The 15,758-nt window shown below is 68.0% G+C and carries 13 protein-coding genes and 2 pseudogenes; 4 read left to right on the plus strand and 11 right to left on the minus strand.

The window, feature by feature from the left end:
* Nucleotides 1-496: 496 nt before the first annotated feature.
* The gene (locus tag ITI46_RS27450) at nucleotides 497-664 is read left to right on the plus strand and encodes a hypothetical protein (RefSeq protein WP_209242598.1); all 168 of its coding nucleotides are present in this window, start codon (nucleotides 497-499) and stop codon (nucleotides 662-664) included.
* Between the two features lie 345 nt (nucleotides 665-1,009).
* Here ITI46_RS27450 and ITI46_RS35600 read toward each other — a convergent pair.
* Nucleotides 1,010-1,231 (minus strand): annotated as a pseudogene (locus tag ITI46_RS35600) (DUF4158 domain-containing protein); the annotation flags it as partial.
* A gap of 1,029 nt (nucleotides 1,232-2,260) precedes the next feature.
* Nucleotides 2,261-2,860, minus strand: coding sequence for a TetR/AcrR family transcriptional regulator (locus ITI46_RS27460; RefSeq protein ID WP_209242599.1), 600 nt, complete (start codon nucleotides 2,858-2,860; stop codon nucleotides 2,261-2,263).
* Nucleotides 2,861-2,956: 96 nt separating this feature from the next.
* Between ITI46_RS27460 and ITI46_RS27465 the strand changes: the two genes are divergently transcribed.
* From ITI46_RS27465 to ITI46_RS27475, 3 genes are all read left to right on the plus strand, one after another.
* The gene (locus ITI46_RS27465; RefSeq protein ID WP_209242600.1) at nucleotides 2,957-3,985 is read left to right on the plus strand and encodes a zinc-binding dehydrogenase; all 1,029 of its coding nucleotides are present in this window, start codon (nucleotides 2,957-2,959) and stop codon (nucleotides 3,983-3,985) included.
* Nucleotides 3,985-4,587 (plus strand): NADPH-dependent F420 reductase, encoded by a 603-nt coding sequence (locus tag ITI46_RS27470; RefSeq protein ID WP_209242601.1) that lies wholly within the window; start codon nucleotides 3,985-3,987, stop codon nucleotides 4,585-4,587. The genes ITI46_RS27465 and ITI46_RS27470 overlap by 1 nt, the downstream gene beginning before the upstream one ends.
* 66 nt (nucleotides 4,588-4,653) lie before the next feature.
* Complete coding sequence (locus tag ITI46_RS27475; protein WP_209242602.1) at nucleotides 4,654-5,766, plus strand: alkene reductase; 1,113 nt, start codon at nucleotides 4,654-4,656, stop codon at nucleotides 5,764-5,766.
* A gap of 276 nt (nucleotides 5,767-6,042) precedes the next feature.
* On the opposite strand, the gene ITI46_RS27480 is transcribed toward ITI46_RS27475, so the two are convergent.
* The 9 genes and pseudogenes from ITI46_RS27480 to ITI46_RS27515 all read right to left on the minus strand — a co-directional run.
* Entirely contained in the window at nucleotides 6,043-6,543 is a 501-nt protein-coding gene (locus ITI46_RS27480; protein ID WP_209242603.1) for a Tn3 family transposase, read from the minus strand.
* Nucleotides 6,544-6,821: 278 nt separating this feature from the next.
* A complete protein-coding gene (locus ITI46_RS27485) occupies nucleotides 6,822-7,151 on the minus strand; it encodes a hypothetical protein (protein WP_209242604.1) in 330 nt (109 codons plus the stop codon).
* A 99-nt stretch (nucleotides 7,152-7,250) separates the two neighbouring features.
* Nucleotides 7,251-7,493: pseudogene (locus ITI46_RS36125) on the minus strand (hypothetical protein); the annotation flags it as partial.
* Nucleotides 7,494-7,533: 40 nt separating this feature from the next.
* The gene (locus tag ITI46_RS35605; protein ID WP_280634836.1) at nucleotides 7,534-7,668 is read right to left on the minus strand and encodes a hypothetical protein; all 135 of its coding nucleotides are present in this window, start codon (nucleotides 7,666-7,668) and stop codon (nucleotides 7,534-7,536) included.
* Between the two features lie 395 nt (nucleotides 7,669-8,063).
* On the minus strand, nucleotides 8,064-9,989 hold the full coding sequence (locus ITI46_RS27495) for a S9 family peptidase (protein WP_209242606.1): 1,926 nt from the start codon (nucleotides 9,987-9,989) through the stop codon (nucleotides 8,064-8,066).
* Nucleotides 9,990-10,150: 161 nt separating this feature from the next.
* On the minus strand, nucleotides 10,151-11,062 hold the full coding sequence (locus ITI46_RS35900) for an RICIN domain-containing protein (RefSeq protein ID WP_209242607.1): 912 nt from the start codon (nucleotides 11,060-11,062) through the stop codon (nucleotides 10,151-10,153).
* Nucleotides 11,063-11,266: 204 nt separating this feature from the next.
* The gene (locus ITI46_RS27505; protein ID WP_209242608.1) at nucleotides 11,267-12,163 is read right to left on the minus strand and encodes a type VII secretion system-associated protein; all 897 of its coding nucleotides are present in this window, start codon (nucleotides 12,161-12,163) and stop codon (nucleotides 11,267-11,269) included.
* 73 nt (nucleotides 12,164-12,236) lie between these two features.
* Complete coding sequence (locus ITI46_RS27510) at nucleotides 12,237-13,013, minus strand: type VII secretion system-associated protein (protein ID WP_307808346.1); 777 nt, start codon at nucleotides 13,011-13,013, stop codon at nucleotides 12,237-12,239.
* A gap of 106 nt (nucleotides 13,014-13,119) precedes the next feature.
* The coding region (locus ITI46_RS27515) for a lonely Cys domain-containing protein (RefSeq protein WP_209242609.1) at nucleotides 13,120-15,758 on the minus strand (2,639 nt) is incomplete at its 5' end.

Genomic DNA, 15,758 nt, shown 5'->3' on the forward strand with positions numbered 1-15,758 from the left:
AATGAGGACATAGGTGCCGCCCTTCTGGTGGGCGCCGATCCCCGCACATTCGCCGACGCTCCCGAACGAGTCGCCCACGCTGTCCGCAACGCCACCGGAGGCGCGGTGGGAGACCCCGTCACCCCGTGAAACGGGCGGGTAGACAGACGGCGCCGAGCGCGGCTGCGAGCGCCGGGCCCAGCAGGGTCGAACTGTCGCGACTCGGCCTCCCACAACTTCCGGCGCGCCTCATGGCGTTGAGCGTGGGGTCCGGCAGACGGGCAATGTGTCTGCTGTGTCCGTACGCTGGAGAGAATCAGGTTCCGCGATGGCTGGGGAACGCCTGGTGACTTCGCCCCCCGGCGCCCAGCGGACTGCGAACCACCGTTGAGTCCGGGCATGGGGAATATCGGTACAGCGGTTATCGGTGAGAACGATCATGGTCCGGCCGTGGGGCCATCGGTACGGTCCAGCCGCTGGCCGTGGGGTGATGCAGGGGCGGCGTGACCGTAGGGGCATGGAACGTTCAACGCCGATGGCCCGCGAGGCAGCGGATCGGATCTCTGCGGCGGCGGAACGCGATCCGGAGTCCCCTACGGCGGTCTCCGGGTTCGACGAGCGCGCCGAGGACGCCCCCGAGCGCAACGAGTCGGACGGCGGCCCCGACGCCGTGGACAACTGCTGATCACCGCTGAAGGACACGGTTCTCAATACCCGCAGAGAGCCTCGCACCTGCGGCGTATGTGGCACGCCTGGGGCGGCGAGTGCCCGACGCAACGGTCCGGGTCCGGGGCGTGGTGAAAGCTGCGGGCGTGTCCGCACCGGCCGCAGGTGCGGCAGGAGATCACTGGTGGTCTTCTTCGGCGTGTTCGCCTTCGGGCTTTCGGTGAGAAACGATCGTAGTCGTGACGGTGTCACCGAGCGCGAGGTGTCGCGGTGACGAAACGGTCGGCCTCCTCGCGGCTCCAACTCCCTGGGCGAAGGAGCTGGGTTGAGTGAGGGAGTGGCGGAGGCATTCCGCAACGTCCTACCACGGCACCGCGAGGGGGTCCTCCAGGAACAGCCCGATGTACCTCACTGTGCACATCTGGAGCGCGAACCCGAGCTGGTGGTGCTGGGTCCTTCGCAGCGCAATCAGGTCGCGGTCGACGTCGTCCAGGAAGAAGAAGCGCTCCAGCTCCGGGCGTGTTGGCTCCTCGGCGAACTTCCAGTACGCCTCGGCCTGCTCATCAGCCGGAAACTCCACCGGCACGGCCGCGACCGCAACCAGTAACAGGGCCGGTCCAGCGGCGTTTCACCGAACCCCAGCGGCGGAGTGGATCAGCGTGCTAGCCATGATCGTTCTCACCGACAACCGGTATACCGATGTTCCCCGAGCCCGGAGTCGCTTGGCGCGCTGACTGGCGCGCCAAGCGAGTTCGCCTATTCGGCTTCCTGCACGGGTGAGCGCACCCGCCGCTCGATCGCGGGTCTCCACGCTCAGCCTGCGTGCTTGGCGGAACAGGTCGTGACCCGAGCTGGACAACTGGCTACAGGAGTAGTACCGCCCGGAATGCAACGTCTACGACGTGCGCTATGGGCATTCGCACCCTATCGAATGGACTGGCACTGCTGCCGAAACCGAGGAACTTCGAGTGCTCGTCGGGGCGCTTCTCGAAATCAAGAACCGGAGTCCACAGGCGCACGACCGGGGCTGGCCACCATCTCTCCTATAGGCGCGGTCCGTCAGGACGTACAACGAGCAACCCGCCTTCGTTCAGTCCCAGCGCAGAGTTGGTTCGGCCGCGTCGTCGAGGGCCTCAGGCCGGACAGCGGTGGAAGCGGGGCGCGGCACGCGATCGGGTCGTGCGAGGCGTCGTCGGGCTCAAGGCGGGCCAACGGGGGTGGGCCCCAGCAGGAGGAGGCTGCCCGCCCCAAGCCGATGGAGAGTCTTCGGGGGGACACGGGCCTGTCAAGGCATCCCTGGCGTGGTGACCCCCGCCGCGAAGCTGTACCGAGCACTGCGATGAAACGGCCAAAAGGGGCTTCACCGCAGACAAGTTGGGGTGCCGGTAAGAACGCTGTCACCAGCCGCAAACGGCGGTGATCACCCGATGAGGGGGGAGCCCCGAAAAGTCCGGGTTCATTGGACTCCCGTCGCGCCTGTCGCCAATCGTTCGTTTGACGACAGGGCGGCGCAGCTTGATCCATCCGCCCGCCGTCAACTCGGGTGGTGCCAATGCCGTGATCGTGCGGCTCGCCGCCGGACGGGACATCGCAGGGCTGGCGGGCAGCGAAGCCGTCAGTCGAGAGCGTGGGCGCGACAGGTCCGCAGAATCTCATCGGACAGATCGGGCTGGACGTGGCTCACGGCGCGGGCGAGGGCCATCGCCCCTACGAGTCGGCTGAGCAGCAGCACCGCGCGCTCCCGCGCCTCCTGTGAGGTGATCTCCCCTTCGTGCTCGCGGGTGAACTCCTCGGCGAAGCCGGTGAGGTACCCCTCCACGCCGGCTGCGTAGGCGCTCTGGACCGTGTCGCTGTGCCGTCCGGCGTCGGTGACCAGGGAGGCGGAGGGGCAGCCGCCGTCCGGGGCATCGCGGTGGGTGGCCGAGAGATAGTTGTCCACCACTCGCTTCAGCGGTGGGCCGGTGGGATCGGCGCCTTCCTCAAGGATGTGCTCCAGGGAGCCCAGAGAGGCTTGGAACGAGGTGCCGCACGCCTCGACGGCCAGATCGTCTTTGGACGCGAAGTGGTTGTAGAAGCCGCCGTGGGTCAGGCCGGCTTCCTTCATCAGTTCGGCGATCCCTACGGCATCGACGCCCTGTGAGCGGAACATGCGCCCGGCCGCCTCGACGATGTTCTGCCGGTTCCTGGCCTTGTCTTCCCTGGTGATCCGCGGCATGGCCGCCCTCCTGTGTCGGCGGTGTTTGACGTTTTCAATGTTACCCCTCATCATTCTTTTAATGATGGACATCATCAAAGAGGAAGGGAGGCGCCTATGCGCACCGTGGAGTACACGCGGCAAGGGGATGCCACACAGGTACTGACGCTGAGGGAGGAGACCCGCCGGCTGGCTCCCGGCAGCGGAGAGGTTCTGGTTCGGATGCTGGTCCGGCCCATCCATCCGGGGGACCTGATCGGTGTGGAGGGTCTGCCGGGGCAGCCCGAACAGCAGTCGGGGGCCCGGACTCCCGGAGTGGAGGGGATGGGCGTCGTCGAGAGCGTCGGAGCGGACGTCCGCACACTGCGCCCAGGTCAGCGGGTGGCGGTTTTCCCGGCGCCGGGAACATGGAGCGACTTCGTCGTGGTCCCAGCCGATCTGGCAGTGCCGGTGCCGGACGGCGTCAGCGACGAGACCGCGGCCCTGATGCTGGTCAACCCGCTGACGCTGCGCATGCTGTACCGCGGGATGGAGGAGGCCCTGAGTGGGCAGGCGGATCCCGTCCTCCAGACCGCCGCCGGCTCGTCCGTCGGCAGGCTGGTCAGCGCGGCTGCGGTCCGGCACGACCTGCAGTTGATCAACCTCGTGCGCAGCACCTCCGGTGCCGAGAAGGTGCGGACGTTGTACCCCTCCCAGCCCGTGATCGCGACGTGCGACCACGACTGGCGGGAACAAGTCCGCCTGCATGCCGGTGAGCGGGGTGTCCAGGTGGTCCTCGACTGTGTCGGTGGAGCCATGACCCAGGACCTCGCCGAACTGCTCGCCGACGGCGGCACTCTGATCTCCTACGGGCATCTGGGTTCCGGCACGACATCGTTGGAGGCGCTGCCTCTCATGGCGCGGGAGCTGACGGTGCGGGGAGTGTCGATACTGCACTGGATGAGCCGCACCCCCGGGGATCGGGCTGAGGATGTCGCCTTCGCCCAGGACCTGGCGCAGAACACGCCGGACCTGCTCGAAGTCGCAGCCAGCTACGATCTCGCCGACTTCAAGGCGGCCGTCGAGCACGCCCGCCGCCCGGCCAAGAGCGGAACCGTCCTGCTGACCACACCGCAGACGGCCGACTCCGGAAACGAGGCCGCCTGATGAAGATCGGAATGCTCGGAGCTGGAGAAGTCGCCCAGGCCATCGCCCGGCATGCGATCCGTCATGGCCACGAGGTCGTGCTCAGCAACAGCCGAGGACCTGCTTCCCTGGCCCCGCTGGTCAAGGACCTCGGCGCGCTCGCGACGGCCGCAACCCCTACGGAGGCCGCCATCGCGGACCTCGTCGTGCTCGCGGTCCCCTGGCCGCGGATTCCTGACACCGTCGCCGCGCTCCCCCGCCTGGACAAAACCATCGTCATCGACACCACCAACCAGTTCGCCTCCCTTCCCCCGAAACCGGAGATCGCCGATCTGGGCGACCTCACCGGGAGCGAATACGTGTCCTCCCTGCTTCCCGGCGCGCGCGTGGTCAAGGCGTTCAACTCCCTCTACGCGCAGTTCATCGCACCCGACCCCCGCCACGAGGCGGGGCGGCAGGTGCTGTTCCTCGCCGGCGACGACGCCGATGCCAAGAACACCGTGAGAGACCTGACCTCCGAGTTCGGCTTCGCTCCCGTCGACCTCGGAACGCTGCGCGAGGGAGGACGCCTCCTCCAGCTCGGCGGCCCTCTGTCCGCCCTCCACGCCCTCAAGCAGGACTGATCCCACCGACCCGCTCGTGCTCCTCAAGCCCACGAGGAGCGACTTCCGCCACGAAAGAGATCCTTCATGCCCCACCAGACCTCAGTACCCAGCGCCCAGCCCCTCCTGCAGCCCGTTCAACTGGGCGCGCTCAAGCTGCCCAACCGCGTCGTCATGGCTCCCATGACGCGCTCCCGGGCCGACAACGAGGAACTGGCCCCCACCGCCCTGCACGCCACCTACTACACGCAGCGCGCCGGCGCCGGCCTGATCATCAGCGAAGGGACCTGGGTCAGCACGGACGCGATCGGCTTCATCAACGTCCCAGGCATCTACACCGACGCCCAGACCGCCGGCTGGACCAAGGTCACCGAAGCCGTGCACTCTGCGGGAGGGATGATCGTCTCGCAACTCGGCCACGCCGGCGCCGCCTCCCACCCGGACCACCACGGCGGCAGGCTCCCTGCCGGCCCTTCAGCAATCAATCCCCACGAGATGTCCTTCACCCTCGACGGCCCGAAGGACTCCCTCACCCCACGCGCCCTGAGCGCCGCAGAGATCGCCACCACGATCGACTCCTACCGCCAGGCAGCCGCCAACGCCCTGCGCGCCGGATTCGACGGCCTGGAGATCCACGCCCAGATATCCCATCTCGTGGCCCAGTTCCTCAACCCGCGGCTCAACCAGCGCACCGACGCCTACGGCGGCAGCAGTGAGAAGCGGGCCCAGTTCCTCTTCGACGTCGTGGACGCCGTCAGCAGCGTGTGGGGCAGCGACCATATCGGAATCAAACTCTCCCCCTACTGGAATCACGGGCCTGCCTTCACCGCAGATTCCGAGACGCTGGACGAGTACGACCAGCTCCTCAAGCGCCTCAACGACAGCAACCTGGCCTACCTCCACCTCCTCGGCCCGGAACCCGACACAGGAACCGACACCCTCACCGCATTCACCCGCTACCGCGCCCACTACCACGGCACCATCATCGCCAACCTCGGCTTCACACAAGCGAGCGGCAACGAGATCCTCGAACGGCAACTGGCCGACGCGGTCTCCTTCGGCGCCCCCTTCATCGCCAATCCAGACCTCGTCGACCGATTCACCCACGGCCACCCCCTCGCCGCCGACAACCACGACACGCACTTCGCGGGTGGCGCGGAGGGATACACGGACTACCCCGCGATGACCGGCTCCTACTAGGTCTGTCGTTTGGATCACGCGGCAGGTCGCGGGGGGTGGCACGCGCATTTGCGGCGTTGTCGTCGGTTGCCGACGTCCCCGCCCACAAGGCGCCGCATGTCGGCGCCACTTGGTCCAAACGAAAGGCTCTGGTCTGGCCCACTCCCGTCGTCGTCCTCGTCCGGCTCGGGCCCGTCCGGGTCGCACAGTGGGCGCAGGGCGCCTGCGGCTGGGGTGCTGGCGGTGATCGGCACCGACGTCGCCGCGTTCTGCGACGACCTGGTCAGGGACTCCTACCTACGCGGATGTCCACCAGGCATCCATCAGCGCGGAACCCGGCTCGGACGAGAAGTGACGCCCGCCGCCCCACCGGCCCCAGGCCTGTAGCGCTTGGATGGCGATGGCGCGGGCGGCCTCCGCCGAGAGATAGCGGCGGCGGACGTAGCGCAGCTCGTCCTCGGTGTGGCCGTGGCCGCCGTAGGCGACGGCCTTGATCCCCGTGTTCGTGCCATAGGCGTAGATGACCAGGAGCAGGCGCTCGGCCAGGACCTCCGCCGGGAGAGAGCCGCCGCCGGAGACGGAGGTGACCGCGTCCAGCGGATTGCGCAGCTCGCGGTGGTTCTCCTCGCGCCGCTCGGCGAAGTCCTGGGGCAGGTCCTCATCGGGGCTGCGCCACTTGTCGGCGCCGACCACCCAGATCTCTTTGCACTTGAGCTGGTCGCGCAGGGCCTGGAAAGCGACCACGTCGTAGACCATGCGCACCACCCGGCGTCGGCCCCGCTTGTCGGTGCGGTGCACGACTTCCGCCCAGCCCCGCCCATCGCCTTGTGCACGGGCACGGTCTCGCCCAGCGGGTAGTACGTGGTGTTGCCCGCCGCCGCGTTGCGGGCCACCAGCGCCAACGCCTCGATCACCGGCTGATGGGTGTGGTTGGACGAGCGGAACTCCAGCACGGTCCAGCAGCTTGATCAGCCCGCGCCGGTAGTGGTTGGTGTACGACGCCTTCAAGGTGGTCTGCACCGTGCGCCGGTGGACCGGACCGCGGGTCTTGAACTCGTGCACCAGCCGTTCGTCGTCTACTCCCGCAGCGTCTGCTCGCCCCCGGAGACCGCCGGGTAGACGACCTCGCGGACCGTGCCCTCCAGCTCGCCGATCGACGCCTCGGCGAGCTTGAAGAGGGTGTTCTCCTTGCCCGACACCTTCTCGAACGCGTTGACCAGCTGCTCGGTGACCTTCTTCTCCGCCCGCACCCCGATCCGGTGCACCGTGGAAATCAGCAGCTCCACCAGCGTGTCCGTGATCTCCCGTTTCCGTTCGTGCAGCAGCGCGGCCAGCAGCGTCACCCGCAGCGGCAGCGGGTGCGGGCGCAGATGGGAAGGGGATTCCACCACGGCCCGTGCCCGCAACCCGGCCCCCACCTTCGGCGCGATGTCGGCGCCAACGATCCGGTCGCATCGCCCCGGAGCCGGCGGCTCGATGCTCTCGTGCAGCAGCGGATCAGCAGCTCACCCGTACCTGCTCCGGCCGCCGCTCCTTGCACGCGACGTGCTCGGCGAGCCAGCCGGCCAGCTTGTCCGCATCCGCGACACTGCACTCGCGAAGCCCAGGTGCCCGCGGATCTGCGCGCGGTGGTACTCGACCGTCCGGCCGCTCCACTCGTACGCGTCCAGCTCCCCGGCGGGCATCTGTACCTGCCGGGCGACGAAGTTGACCGCCTCGCCCGGCAATTCGAACCGGCCTCGGGGAAATCGGCCGTACTGCGTATAGAACCGTACTGCGTATAGAACTTCAGCAGCACGGCGAAGCCCAGTCGCGTTGCACCGCGCTTCCGGACACCAGCCCCTGCTCGTCCTTCAGCAGCGTCCAGTGCTCGACCAGGTCGTCCAGTCCAAAGAGGTACGGGCCACGGTCGTCGATCGTCATCTCGGGGGCCTCACCCCGCGCAGCTGTACGACCCCGGACTCACTCACACGGGTCACACCCGCGCAAGATCACCGCTGTTTGCGGCTGGTGACAGCGTTCTTACCGGCACCCCAAGTTCAGACGTGAGACATCCGACTCAATGGCGAGGAAGCCACCCTCGTTCTCCCGCAGCGGCTGGTGGTGAGCACGACCAGATACCGATACCGAGGAACACTCATCCCGACCCTGTGGCCCTCTACGGCATGAGGAACTGAACACGCCGAAACGGGATTTGTGGAGAGCCCGGTGCCCGGAGACGGGCTCTTGCCGGGTTCAGGAGCAGCTTCGGGCGCCTGCCGCCGCCTACGCGGCATCGCTGCTCACGGCGCGTGGCCTCGATGCCGCGGCCTCGCCCGCTACTCCGTGTCCGGTTGTCCGTGCAGGTGGCGGGCGAGGAAGCGGTCGGCGGCGCGGTATACGTCGATGTTGTTGTCCGGGTTCACGAAGCCGCGACCTTCGTCGTCCTTGACGAGGTATTCGACTTCGACGCCGCGGGTGCGGAGCGCGTCGATGATCTGGTCGGATTCTGCTTTGACGACGCGGACATCGTTGGCGCCCTGGACCACCATCAGCGGGGTGCGGATCTCATCCACCCGGCTGATCGGCGAGCGGGCCCGCAGCTCCACCTCCTGCTCCGGATCGTCCGGGTTCCCGGCGTAGAGGTACCAGTTGTTGACCAAGTGGGGCGGCGCGAACTCCGGCAGGGCCCTTAGGTAGGTGACGAGGTTGCCGATGCCGCAGACATCGATCGCCGCAGCGAAGACATCAGGCGTGAAGGCCGCGCCGATCAGGGCGGCGTAGCCGCCGTACGAGCCGCCGAAGATGGCGACGCGGTCCCGGTCCGCGTATCCCTCCTTGACGGCCCAGTCGACGGCGTCGATGAGATCGTCGTGCATCGCCCCCGCCAGCCGGCCGATACCGGCCTGGCCGAATGCCTTGCCAAAGCCGGTCGAGCCGCGGAAGTTGACCTGGAGCACCGCGTACCCGCGGTTGGCCAGCAGCTGCACGACGGGGTGGTAGCCCCAGCTGTCCCGGGCCCACGGACCCCCGTGAACCAGCAGCACCAACGGCAACCCGCTCGGCTCGACCCCCACAGGCAGCGTCAGATACGACGGCAGGCCCAGCCCGTCGCGGGCGGGGAACGTGACCGGCGCCATCGGGGCGAGAACCTCGGGGTCCAGGTGCGGAAAGGGCCGGAACAGCAGCCAGCTCTCCCCCGTTAAGTGGTCGTAGTAATAGGTGGCCTCCGGGTCACGGTCATGAGTGAAACTGACCACCCAGCGCTGACCGCTCACATCGGACGAGACAGCGGCCAAGTCGCCCTCGCACAGCGCCTCCAGATTCACCAGCACCGCGGCGAAATGCGGATCCAGCGCCTGGATCACCTGCCGCTCACCGCGATAGCGCACCCCGATCGGCTCTCCGGTACGCCGGTCACAGATGAGCGGCGACGGCAGTGCGGGGAAGGCTGCAGAACGCGTATCGAGATCGAACACCGGGTGGCTGTCGACGATGTCCTCACTGCCGGTGGCCAGATCGAGCCGGACCAGCCGGGTCAGATCACTGTCGCGGTTGGAGCCGAGCCACACACCAGTACCGTCCGAAGTGAGCTGGAACGGGCTGATACCCAACGGGTAGTCGGAGCCGTCGAACGTGGTGACCAGGCGCGACATCCCCGCTCCGGTACCCCACCGCACCAGCTCGATGTCGCCGTCGGCCGTCCAGGACTGGGCGTAGAGGTCTCCCGCAGGCGTGTACAGCCAGTCGGCGACCCGACCGGGGTTCTCGGCCAGCATCGTCAACTCGCCGGAGGAGACGTCAAGTTCGTACAGGTCGAACTCGGCCGGGTTCCTGCGGTTCAGATGCAGCAGCGCCCTGCCCGGCCGGGCGGCCGTCATCTCGAAACCCTGGACCGTGGCGCCGGGAAAAGGGGTGAGATCGACTGGCCCGGAATCCGGGTTGTCCAGGGCGACGCGGTAGATGTGCCGGTTCCCGTCACCGTCGCTGTCCTGCTCATAGAGCAACCAGCGCGGATCGTCCGACCAGTGATAGACGTGCACACCGTGCACACTCCGGTGGTCGTCCGCGGTGACACAGCGCGCCTCCCCCGCATCCGGCCGATCCGAATCGACGCTCTCCACCCAGACATTCAACTGCCCCCGCCACGGCGCCAGATAGGCAATCGTGGTGCCGTCCGGCGAGATGGACGCCCTGGTACGGACAGGCGGATTGAAGAAGTCCTCGACGGCGAGGCGCGGAACCTCGCACGGGATGGCGGACATACGTCAACTCCCCTCCTGTCCTCAAGCGACAGTACGTCACTAAATGACAGGGAGCAATGCGCCAGCCACCAGGCTTCGGTTCCTTGGATGCGTCGCCGACGAGTCGCCGGCGCGGCCGCCGTCGCGGGATGCGGCGGCGGCGCTCGCTGTTCGGGCGGTGCTCACTGCTTCATGAACCACGTGGCCGAGCGGGCTTTGCAGTCGCCGATGACGAGGCGGGCGTCCTTCTTGTCGGATCCGCCGTCGACCTGAAGGCACCGCCCCTTGCTCGCGTAGTTGTGCAGCCGTTTGCCGGTGCTGTTGGGCAAGCCCTCCAGCCACCACTGCTGGTTGTCGTCCACCTTGTTGCTGTTGCAGATACCCGTATAGAGGCGGGTGCCGTTGGGCTTGCCCCCGTAGCCGAGCAGGTCGAAGCAGCGTCCGTCCTTCACATTGGCGAGCATCACCAAGTTGCGGCCTTCGGGGCCTGCCTTCGGATGGGAGACAGTGATGTTCCACAGTTGGTTGTCGCCGTCGTTGGTGTTGCACCGGTACTGGGTGATGGGTGCACCGTCGGGGTGACCGCCGTAGTAGGGCAGGTCAGCACACATTTTGGTCGCCCCGTTGGCGAGTACGACGCGGGAGTAGCCCGACTTGGCCGTCTTCGACTGTGCAGTCAGCTTGACGTCCTTCTTCGGCTTCTCGACCGTCTCGGTGGGCGGCTCAAGGGTCGGCTTGGTCGACTCGGACGGCGTCGTCGGCAACTCCTGCATCTTCTTCTCCTCCTTCCGCTCCTCGCCGCCCTTCTTCTCGGACTCGGAGCGTGAGGCAGTGGGCTTCTTGGTCAGCTCCGCCTCCCGCTTCTTCCGGTCCTTCTCCGCCTTGGCCTCCTTCGCTGCGGTCTCCGCTCGGTACGAGTGCCAGGCACCGATGCCCAGCGTTCCTCCCGCGACGAGCGCCAGGACGGCCACCGACCCGGCGATCCGGGTGCCTATCCGGGCCCGTTCGCCGGGCTGCCGGGACGCCCCGGCCAGGGCGGCGACGCGGCGGGCGCGCTCCTTCCGCTCGGCGTCTTCGTTCTGTGACTCGCTCACTTCTCCAACCCCTCATCGACTGTTTCTGCTTCCCCTGCGGCTATGGCACCGGCCCGACCGCCCTGTCTCTTGTGTCGGACGCCGCCACGGTCCCGCAACCGGCTCCGGGTTGGGCGGCTCGTCTTCGCGGTTCGAGAGGGCGCGGAGCCGGTGTCTCCAGGAGACGCCCGTGACATGTGTTGATGCACGGGCGGGCGTAAGAGTTCACTGGCCAAGGGCGGAATCGCCCCCTCTTCCCGTAGGGCCGCTCACGCTCCCGTCTCCGGCGGGACTGTCAGCGGTCCACGAGCTGATGTCCCGGGTGTTCGTTGTGGGCCGCCGGGCGACCCCGGACCGGGAACCGGATGCGGAGGCGGAGGCCGAATCGGAATCGGAGACGGGATCGGGAGCGGAGGCGGGATCGGGGGCGGACGCGGGATCGGGATCGCCTGACGACTCCGCTTCCTCGGGAGCGGCTTCGGCCGCGTTCATGGCCTCTCCCAGGCCCTCCGTGTGCAGCACCATGCTGACCGGGGCCGAGCTGTTGAGGCACAGGCTGTACCCCTCGGGAATCCGGCCCACGAACTCCCGCGCCTTCACCTGCTCAAAGCCCAGCCGTCCGGCGAGGTGGAGGTACTGCGGCGAGGTGTAGACCGGAATCACCGGAGTGCCGTCCGGCGCCGACGCGCGCACCGGGTCACCCTCCGCCGTGACCAGAACCGCCACTTCAGCATGCGCCAGAGTCGCGGTGACGTCCTCGGCGGGTCCATAGCCGGTCGTGGCGAGCTGAATGGCGGCGTCCACCTCGTCCGTGGGCTCCGGCCAGCCCATCGCCCCCGGCGAGGGCCGGTAGTCCTCGTTGTCCTGCCACTCGACGATCTCCCCGTCGAAGTCGGAACGCCACTGGCCGACCACAGCCCACTCCGGCGGCGGACCCTCACCGGACCAGGCCGGATCGATCAGATACAGCCAGTGATTCGGCGCAAGGCGCGCCGCCTCCACGAACTCCTCCGGCGGAGCAGGGTCCACCGTCGCCGTGGCCGCGGTCCCGTCCGAGGTCGGGGTCGCGCCCGTACCCGTGGTCTCGCCGGCGGTACGGGCCTCGCCGCTGGGCTCACTCATCTTGTCCTCACTCACTGGTTCGTGCGGTCGTGCTGCTTGCTGTGGCGGCAACGTGAAGGGGGCTCCCCTCCGCCTACCGTTCGCTCCCGGTCAACGTTCCGCCCGTGCTGCCGCCCTCTGCGTCCTCGGGCGTGGCGCGGAGCGCGTCCTTGTCGATGAGCAGTGCCACGGGTGCCGAGGAGCTGAGGAAGAGCACCTCCTGGTCGTCGGCCAGTTGTTCCAACAGGCCAGGCATCGGCATCACTTCGTGCGGGGGGAGCTCGTCCGGCGGCAGGTCGGGTGAGGCGGAGAAGACGGCGACGGCAGAGACTCCCTCGGGTGTCTCGCTCACCGAGGGGCGCCCCTCGTCGTCCACGCACACGGCGACATCGGCATCCGCGAGGGCGCGGACGACGTCGTCCTGCGGCCCATAGCCGGTGGCAGCACGCTGGACGGCCCTGTCAGCGGGGCTGACCGGCTCGGGCCACCCCATCCGCTCGGGCGACGGACGGTAGTCGTCGTTGCGCTCCCATTCGACGATCTCCCCGTTCTCGTCGGTGCGCCAGCGGCCGAGCACCACCCAGGAAGGCGGCTCCTCGCCGTCCTTGCCGTTCCACTCCTGGTCGACGACGCTGAGCCAGTGGTCGGGGGCCAGCTTCGCCGCCTCGACGATGCCCTCGGGGGGTGGCGGGAAGCCCGGCTCGCCGGGGCGTACGAGCGTGGGCGGCTGCTCCTCGGCGTCCTGGCCCGTGGTGGGCTCTTCTGGCTGCGGGGCCGGGGCGTCCGGCGGCGTGGAAGCCTGGTCCACGTCCGCGTTCTCGGCGTTTTCCGTGTTGTCCAGGTTTTCCTGGTCTTTCTCGGGGGTTGACACTTACGCTCTCCAACGATCGATATGTGCTGTGCGCTGATGTTGCTCAGCCGTGCGGTTTCCGCACTGCCGGCTGGGGTTACGGCCTTGTGCTGTCTCTCAGGGCCGCTCAGGGGACGTTTGATCCTCCGGATCCAGTGCCGCCGGGCTGCTGGCCGCCGTGCTGTGGCGGTTGCCAGGTGAGCTTGGTCCACCTGCCTGGCTTCTGGGTGCCGTGTTCGGGAAGGAGCCAGATCTGCCGCGGCGCCTGCGGGTCGCCAGGGACCTCACGGAGCTCGATATCTCCGGAGTAACACCAGGTGTTCCGCGTCGTGCGGTTGGAATAGTCCTGTGCCAGTTGCCTGCCCCACTTTCCCAATCCAGAGATCAGGAACAGGAACTGTGACTTGCTGGCGTGCTCCGCCTCCAGCGGGGCGGCCAGCAGAAGTTCGAGGATCTCGGCCGGGTCCACCGGGACGGCGACGCCGGGCAGATGCATGATCATCTGGCTGCCGCCCCGTACCTCAAGATGGATGGGGTACAACGTGGTGGTCACCAGGTTGCCGTTCTTGTCCTTCGGGAACCACGGCGCGGCCCATTTCGCGACGGTCGGCCCACCGGGCCCCTGGATCTCCTGGAAGACCAGCGAAAAATCGATACCGGCGGGCAACTGTGTACCGCCCCAGTTGTATCCGTCGGCGCCCGGCGCCCTCAAACGCTGTTGGAACGCCGCGCGCAACTCCAGGTCGAAGGCGGCCAGCACAGCGGGCTTTGCGGCGTTCCATCGTGGGGCGGCGTTTGCTTGGGACATCAGTGCCCTCAGCTTCTCCCGCACCTCGTCCGCGGGCAGCTGCGGATCGGGATGGAGTGCGATACGGCCCAGAGTCTCCTGGTCGGCCGGCGACAACGTGGACAGCCTCTGCTCCGTCCGATACGCGGCCCAGAAGGCCCGCGCGACGTCGAACCTGCTCAGTGGAGTGTTTCCCTGCATCCTGAGCACCGAGCGGACAGAGCGCTCGGGATTGCTCTGCCAGCGACTGAAGACAGCCTCGACCGTCGGGTCGCCCGTCACCGGGTCGCCGAACGCCTCGGTCAGCCGTATGTCCGGTCGGGCGTTCAGGTGCTGCCGGGCTGCATCAAGGGCGGCCTGGTAGTGGGACCGGTCCAGGGCGGTCGCAGTCGGCCCGGCGAGGCGGTTGACTGCGTGTTGCCACACTTCCATCCGGAATGGCATATCGCGCATCCGGCGGTCGTTGGCGCGCAGCGTGTCCAACGCGGCGATGCTCCGCAGCTTCTCCTCGTACGCAGCCGGGTCGTCCTCGACGTCGTCCCCGAAGACACTGCGTAGCGCGATCACCATCGCCAGTATCTGGTCCCTCGTGTCGTTCGAGGCGGGCCGGGACCCGGTGTGCAGGCGCGCCTTCCGCGCCAAGTCGTCCAGTTCGGGGGGCGAGGGCGGCGGTTTGAACTCGACCGTGCGCCCCCGCTCACCGGTGCCGGTCGCGACGAGGGTACGGAACCGGGCCTCGTTGTAACCGACGGATCTGGTCGGTGCGATGACCTTGAGCCTGCTCACCATGGCGACCCATAGTCCGACCGGCCACTCCCGGAGTGGGTCGTCGACGGGGGGCGCCGGCAGGTGGGGGGACTGCGACTTGGCCGGATCGCCCCGCGTGGCGCTCCAGCAGTCGTTGAGATAGAGCCGGTAGTGCCGCGGCAGATCGGCCACCTCGGGCAGGGTGCCGATGACGAAACCGGAATCCCTGGCGTTCAGCCACACCAGGCGGCGCAAATGGGGAATGTAGAAGGAGCTTCCGCCCGGCAGCCCGTGGGTGTTGATGACGAAAATCTCGGCGGGAAGGCTGACCGATTCTATGCCGATAACGACGTCCTCTCCGTCCCCGCCGGGGTCACGGACGACGTGGTACAGCTCCGTGTAGGTCATCATCGACCGGCCGACCATCTCCCGCCTGCGCCCGTCGTCGCTGTCCGGCATGAACGAGGTGGCTGTCCACTCGGAGCGATCGTTCACCCAGGGCCTGCGGTGCACGTCCACGTCCCGGACGACGGAACCATCCAGTGCCTCGAACTGCCGTGGTGCGGGGGTCGGTTTCCTGTTGTTCGGCTTCGGAGGAATGGGCACCCATGCGCCGATGGGCGACGTTCCTCCGCGGTCGAGCAGTCCGAGAAAGTGCCCGGGACCGGACCCGTCGATTCGCAGGCCCCAGTTGCTGGTGGGAATCCACACCGTCCTGTTGAGAGCGTCGGCGGACACCTGCGCGAGTTGCATGTTCAGCACCCCCGCGTTCGGGAACGCCAGCACCACCGGCACGTCGTTCGGCAGGCTGCTCAGCTGGGGGTCGGCCTTCAGCACGTCGGCAAGCGTGTACGGGTCCAGGACCCGTGCCCCGGACGGGAGCTGCGGCAGATGCGCCAGAGCCGGGTGGTCTTCCAGCCGAGTCGGCAGCTGGTGCCCGTTCAGCGTCTGACCGCCGAGCAGCACCCCACGCCGGTTGGCCCTCAACGCCGCGATCACATACGCCGAATCCGGCCACGGCGCCGTGATGAGGTCGAACGTCGGCGTCCATGTGCCGTTCTGGAGCTCGTACCGTTCCAACTGCGTCGGCAGCACGTACTGGACCCCTGTGCTCAGGAAGCTGCGCCCCTGCGGGGTTGACGCCGGCCCCATCACGGAGGTCTGGGCCGACAGCAGCGGGTGTGTTGCCGGATCCACAGCGGGGCGCTGCGAGGGGCCGGCGGGTGTCGGGG

Source organism: Streptomyces oryzae, from assembly GCF_017676365.1.
GTDB lineage: Bacteria > Actinomycetota > Actinomycetes > Streptomycetales > Streptomycetaceae > Streptomyces > Streptomyces oryzae.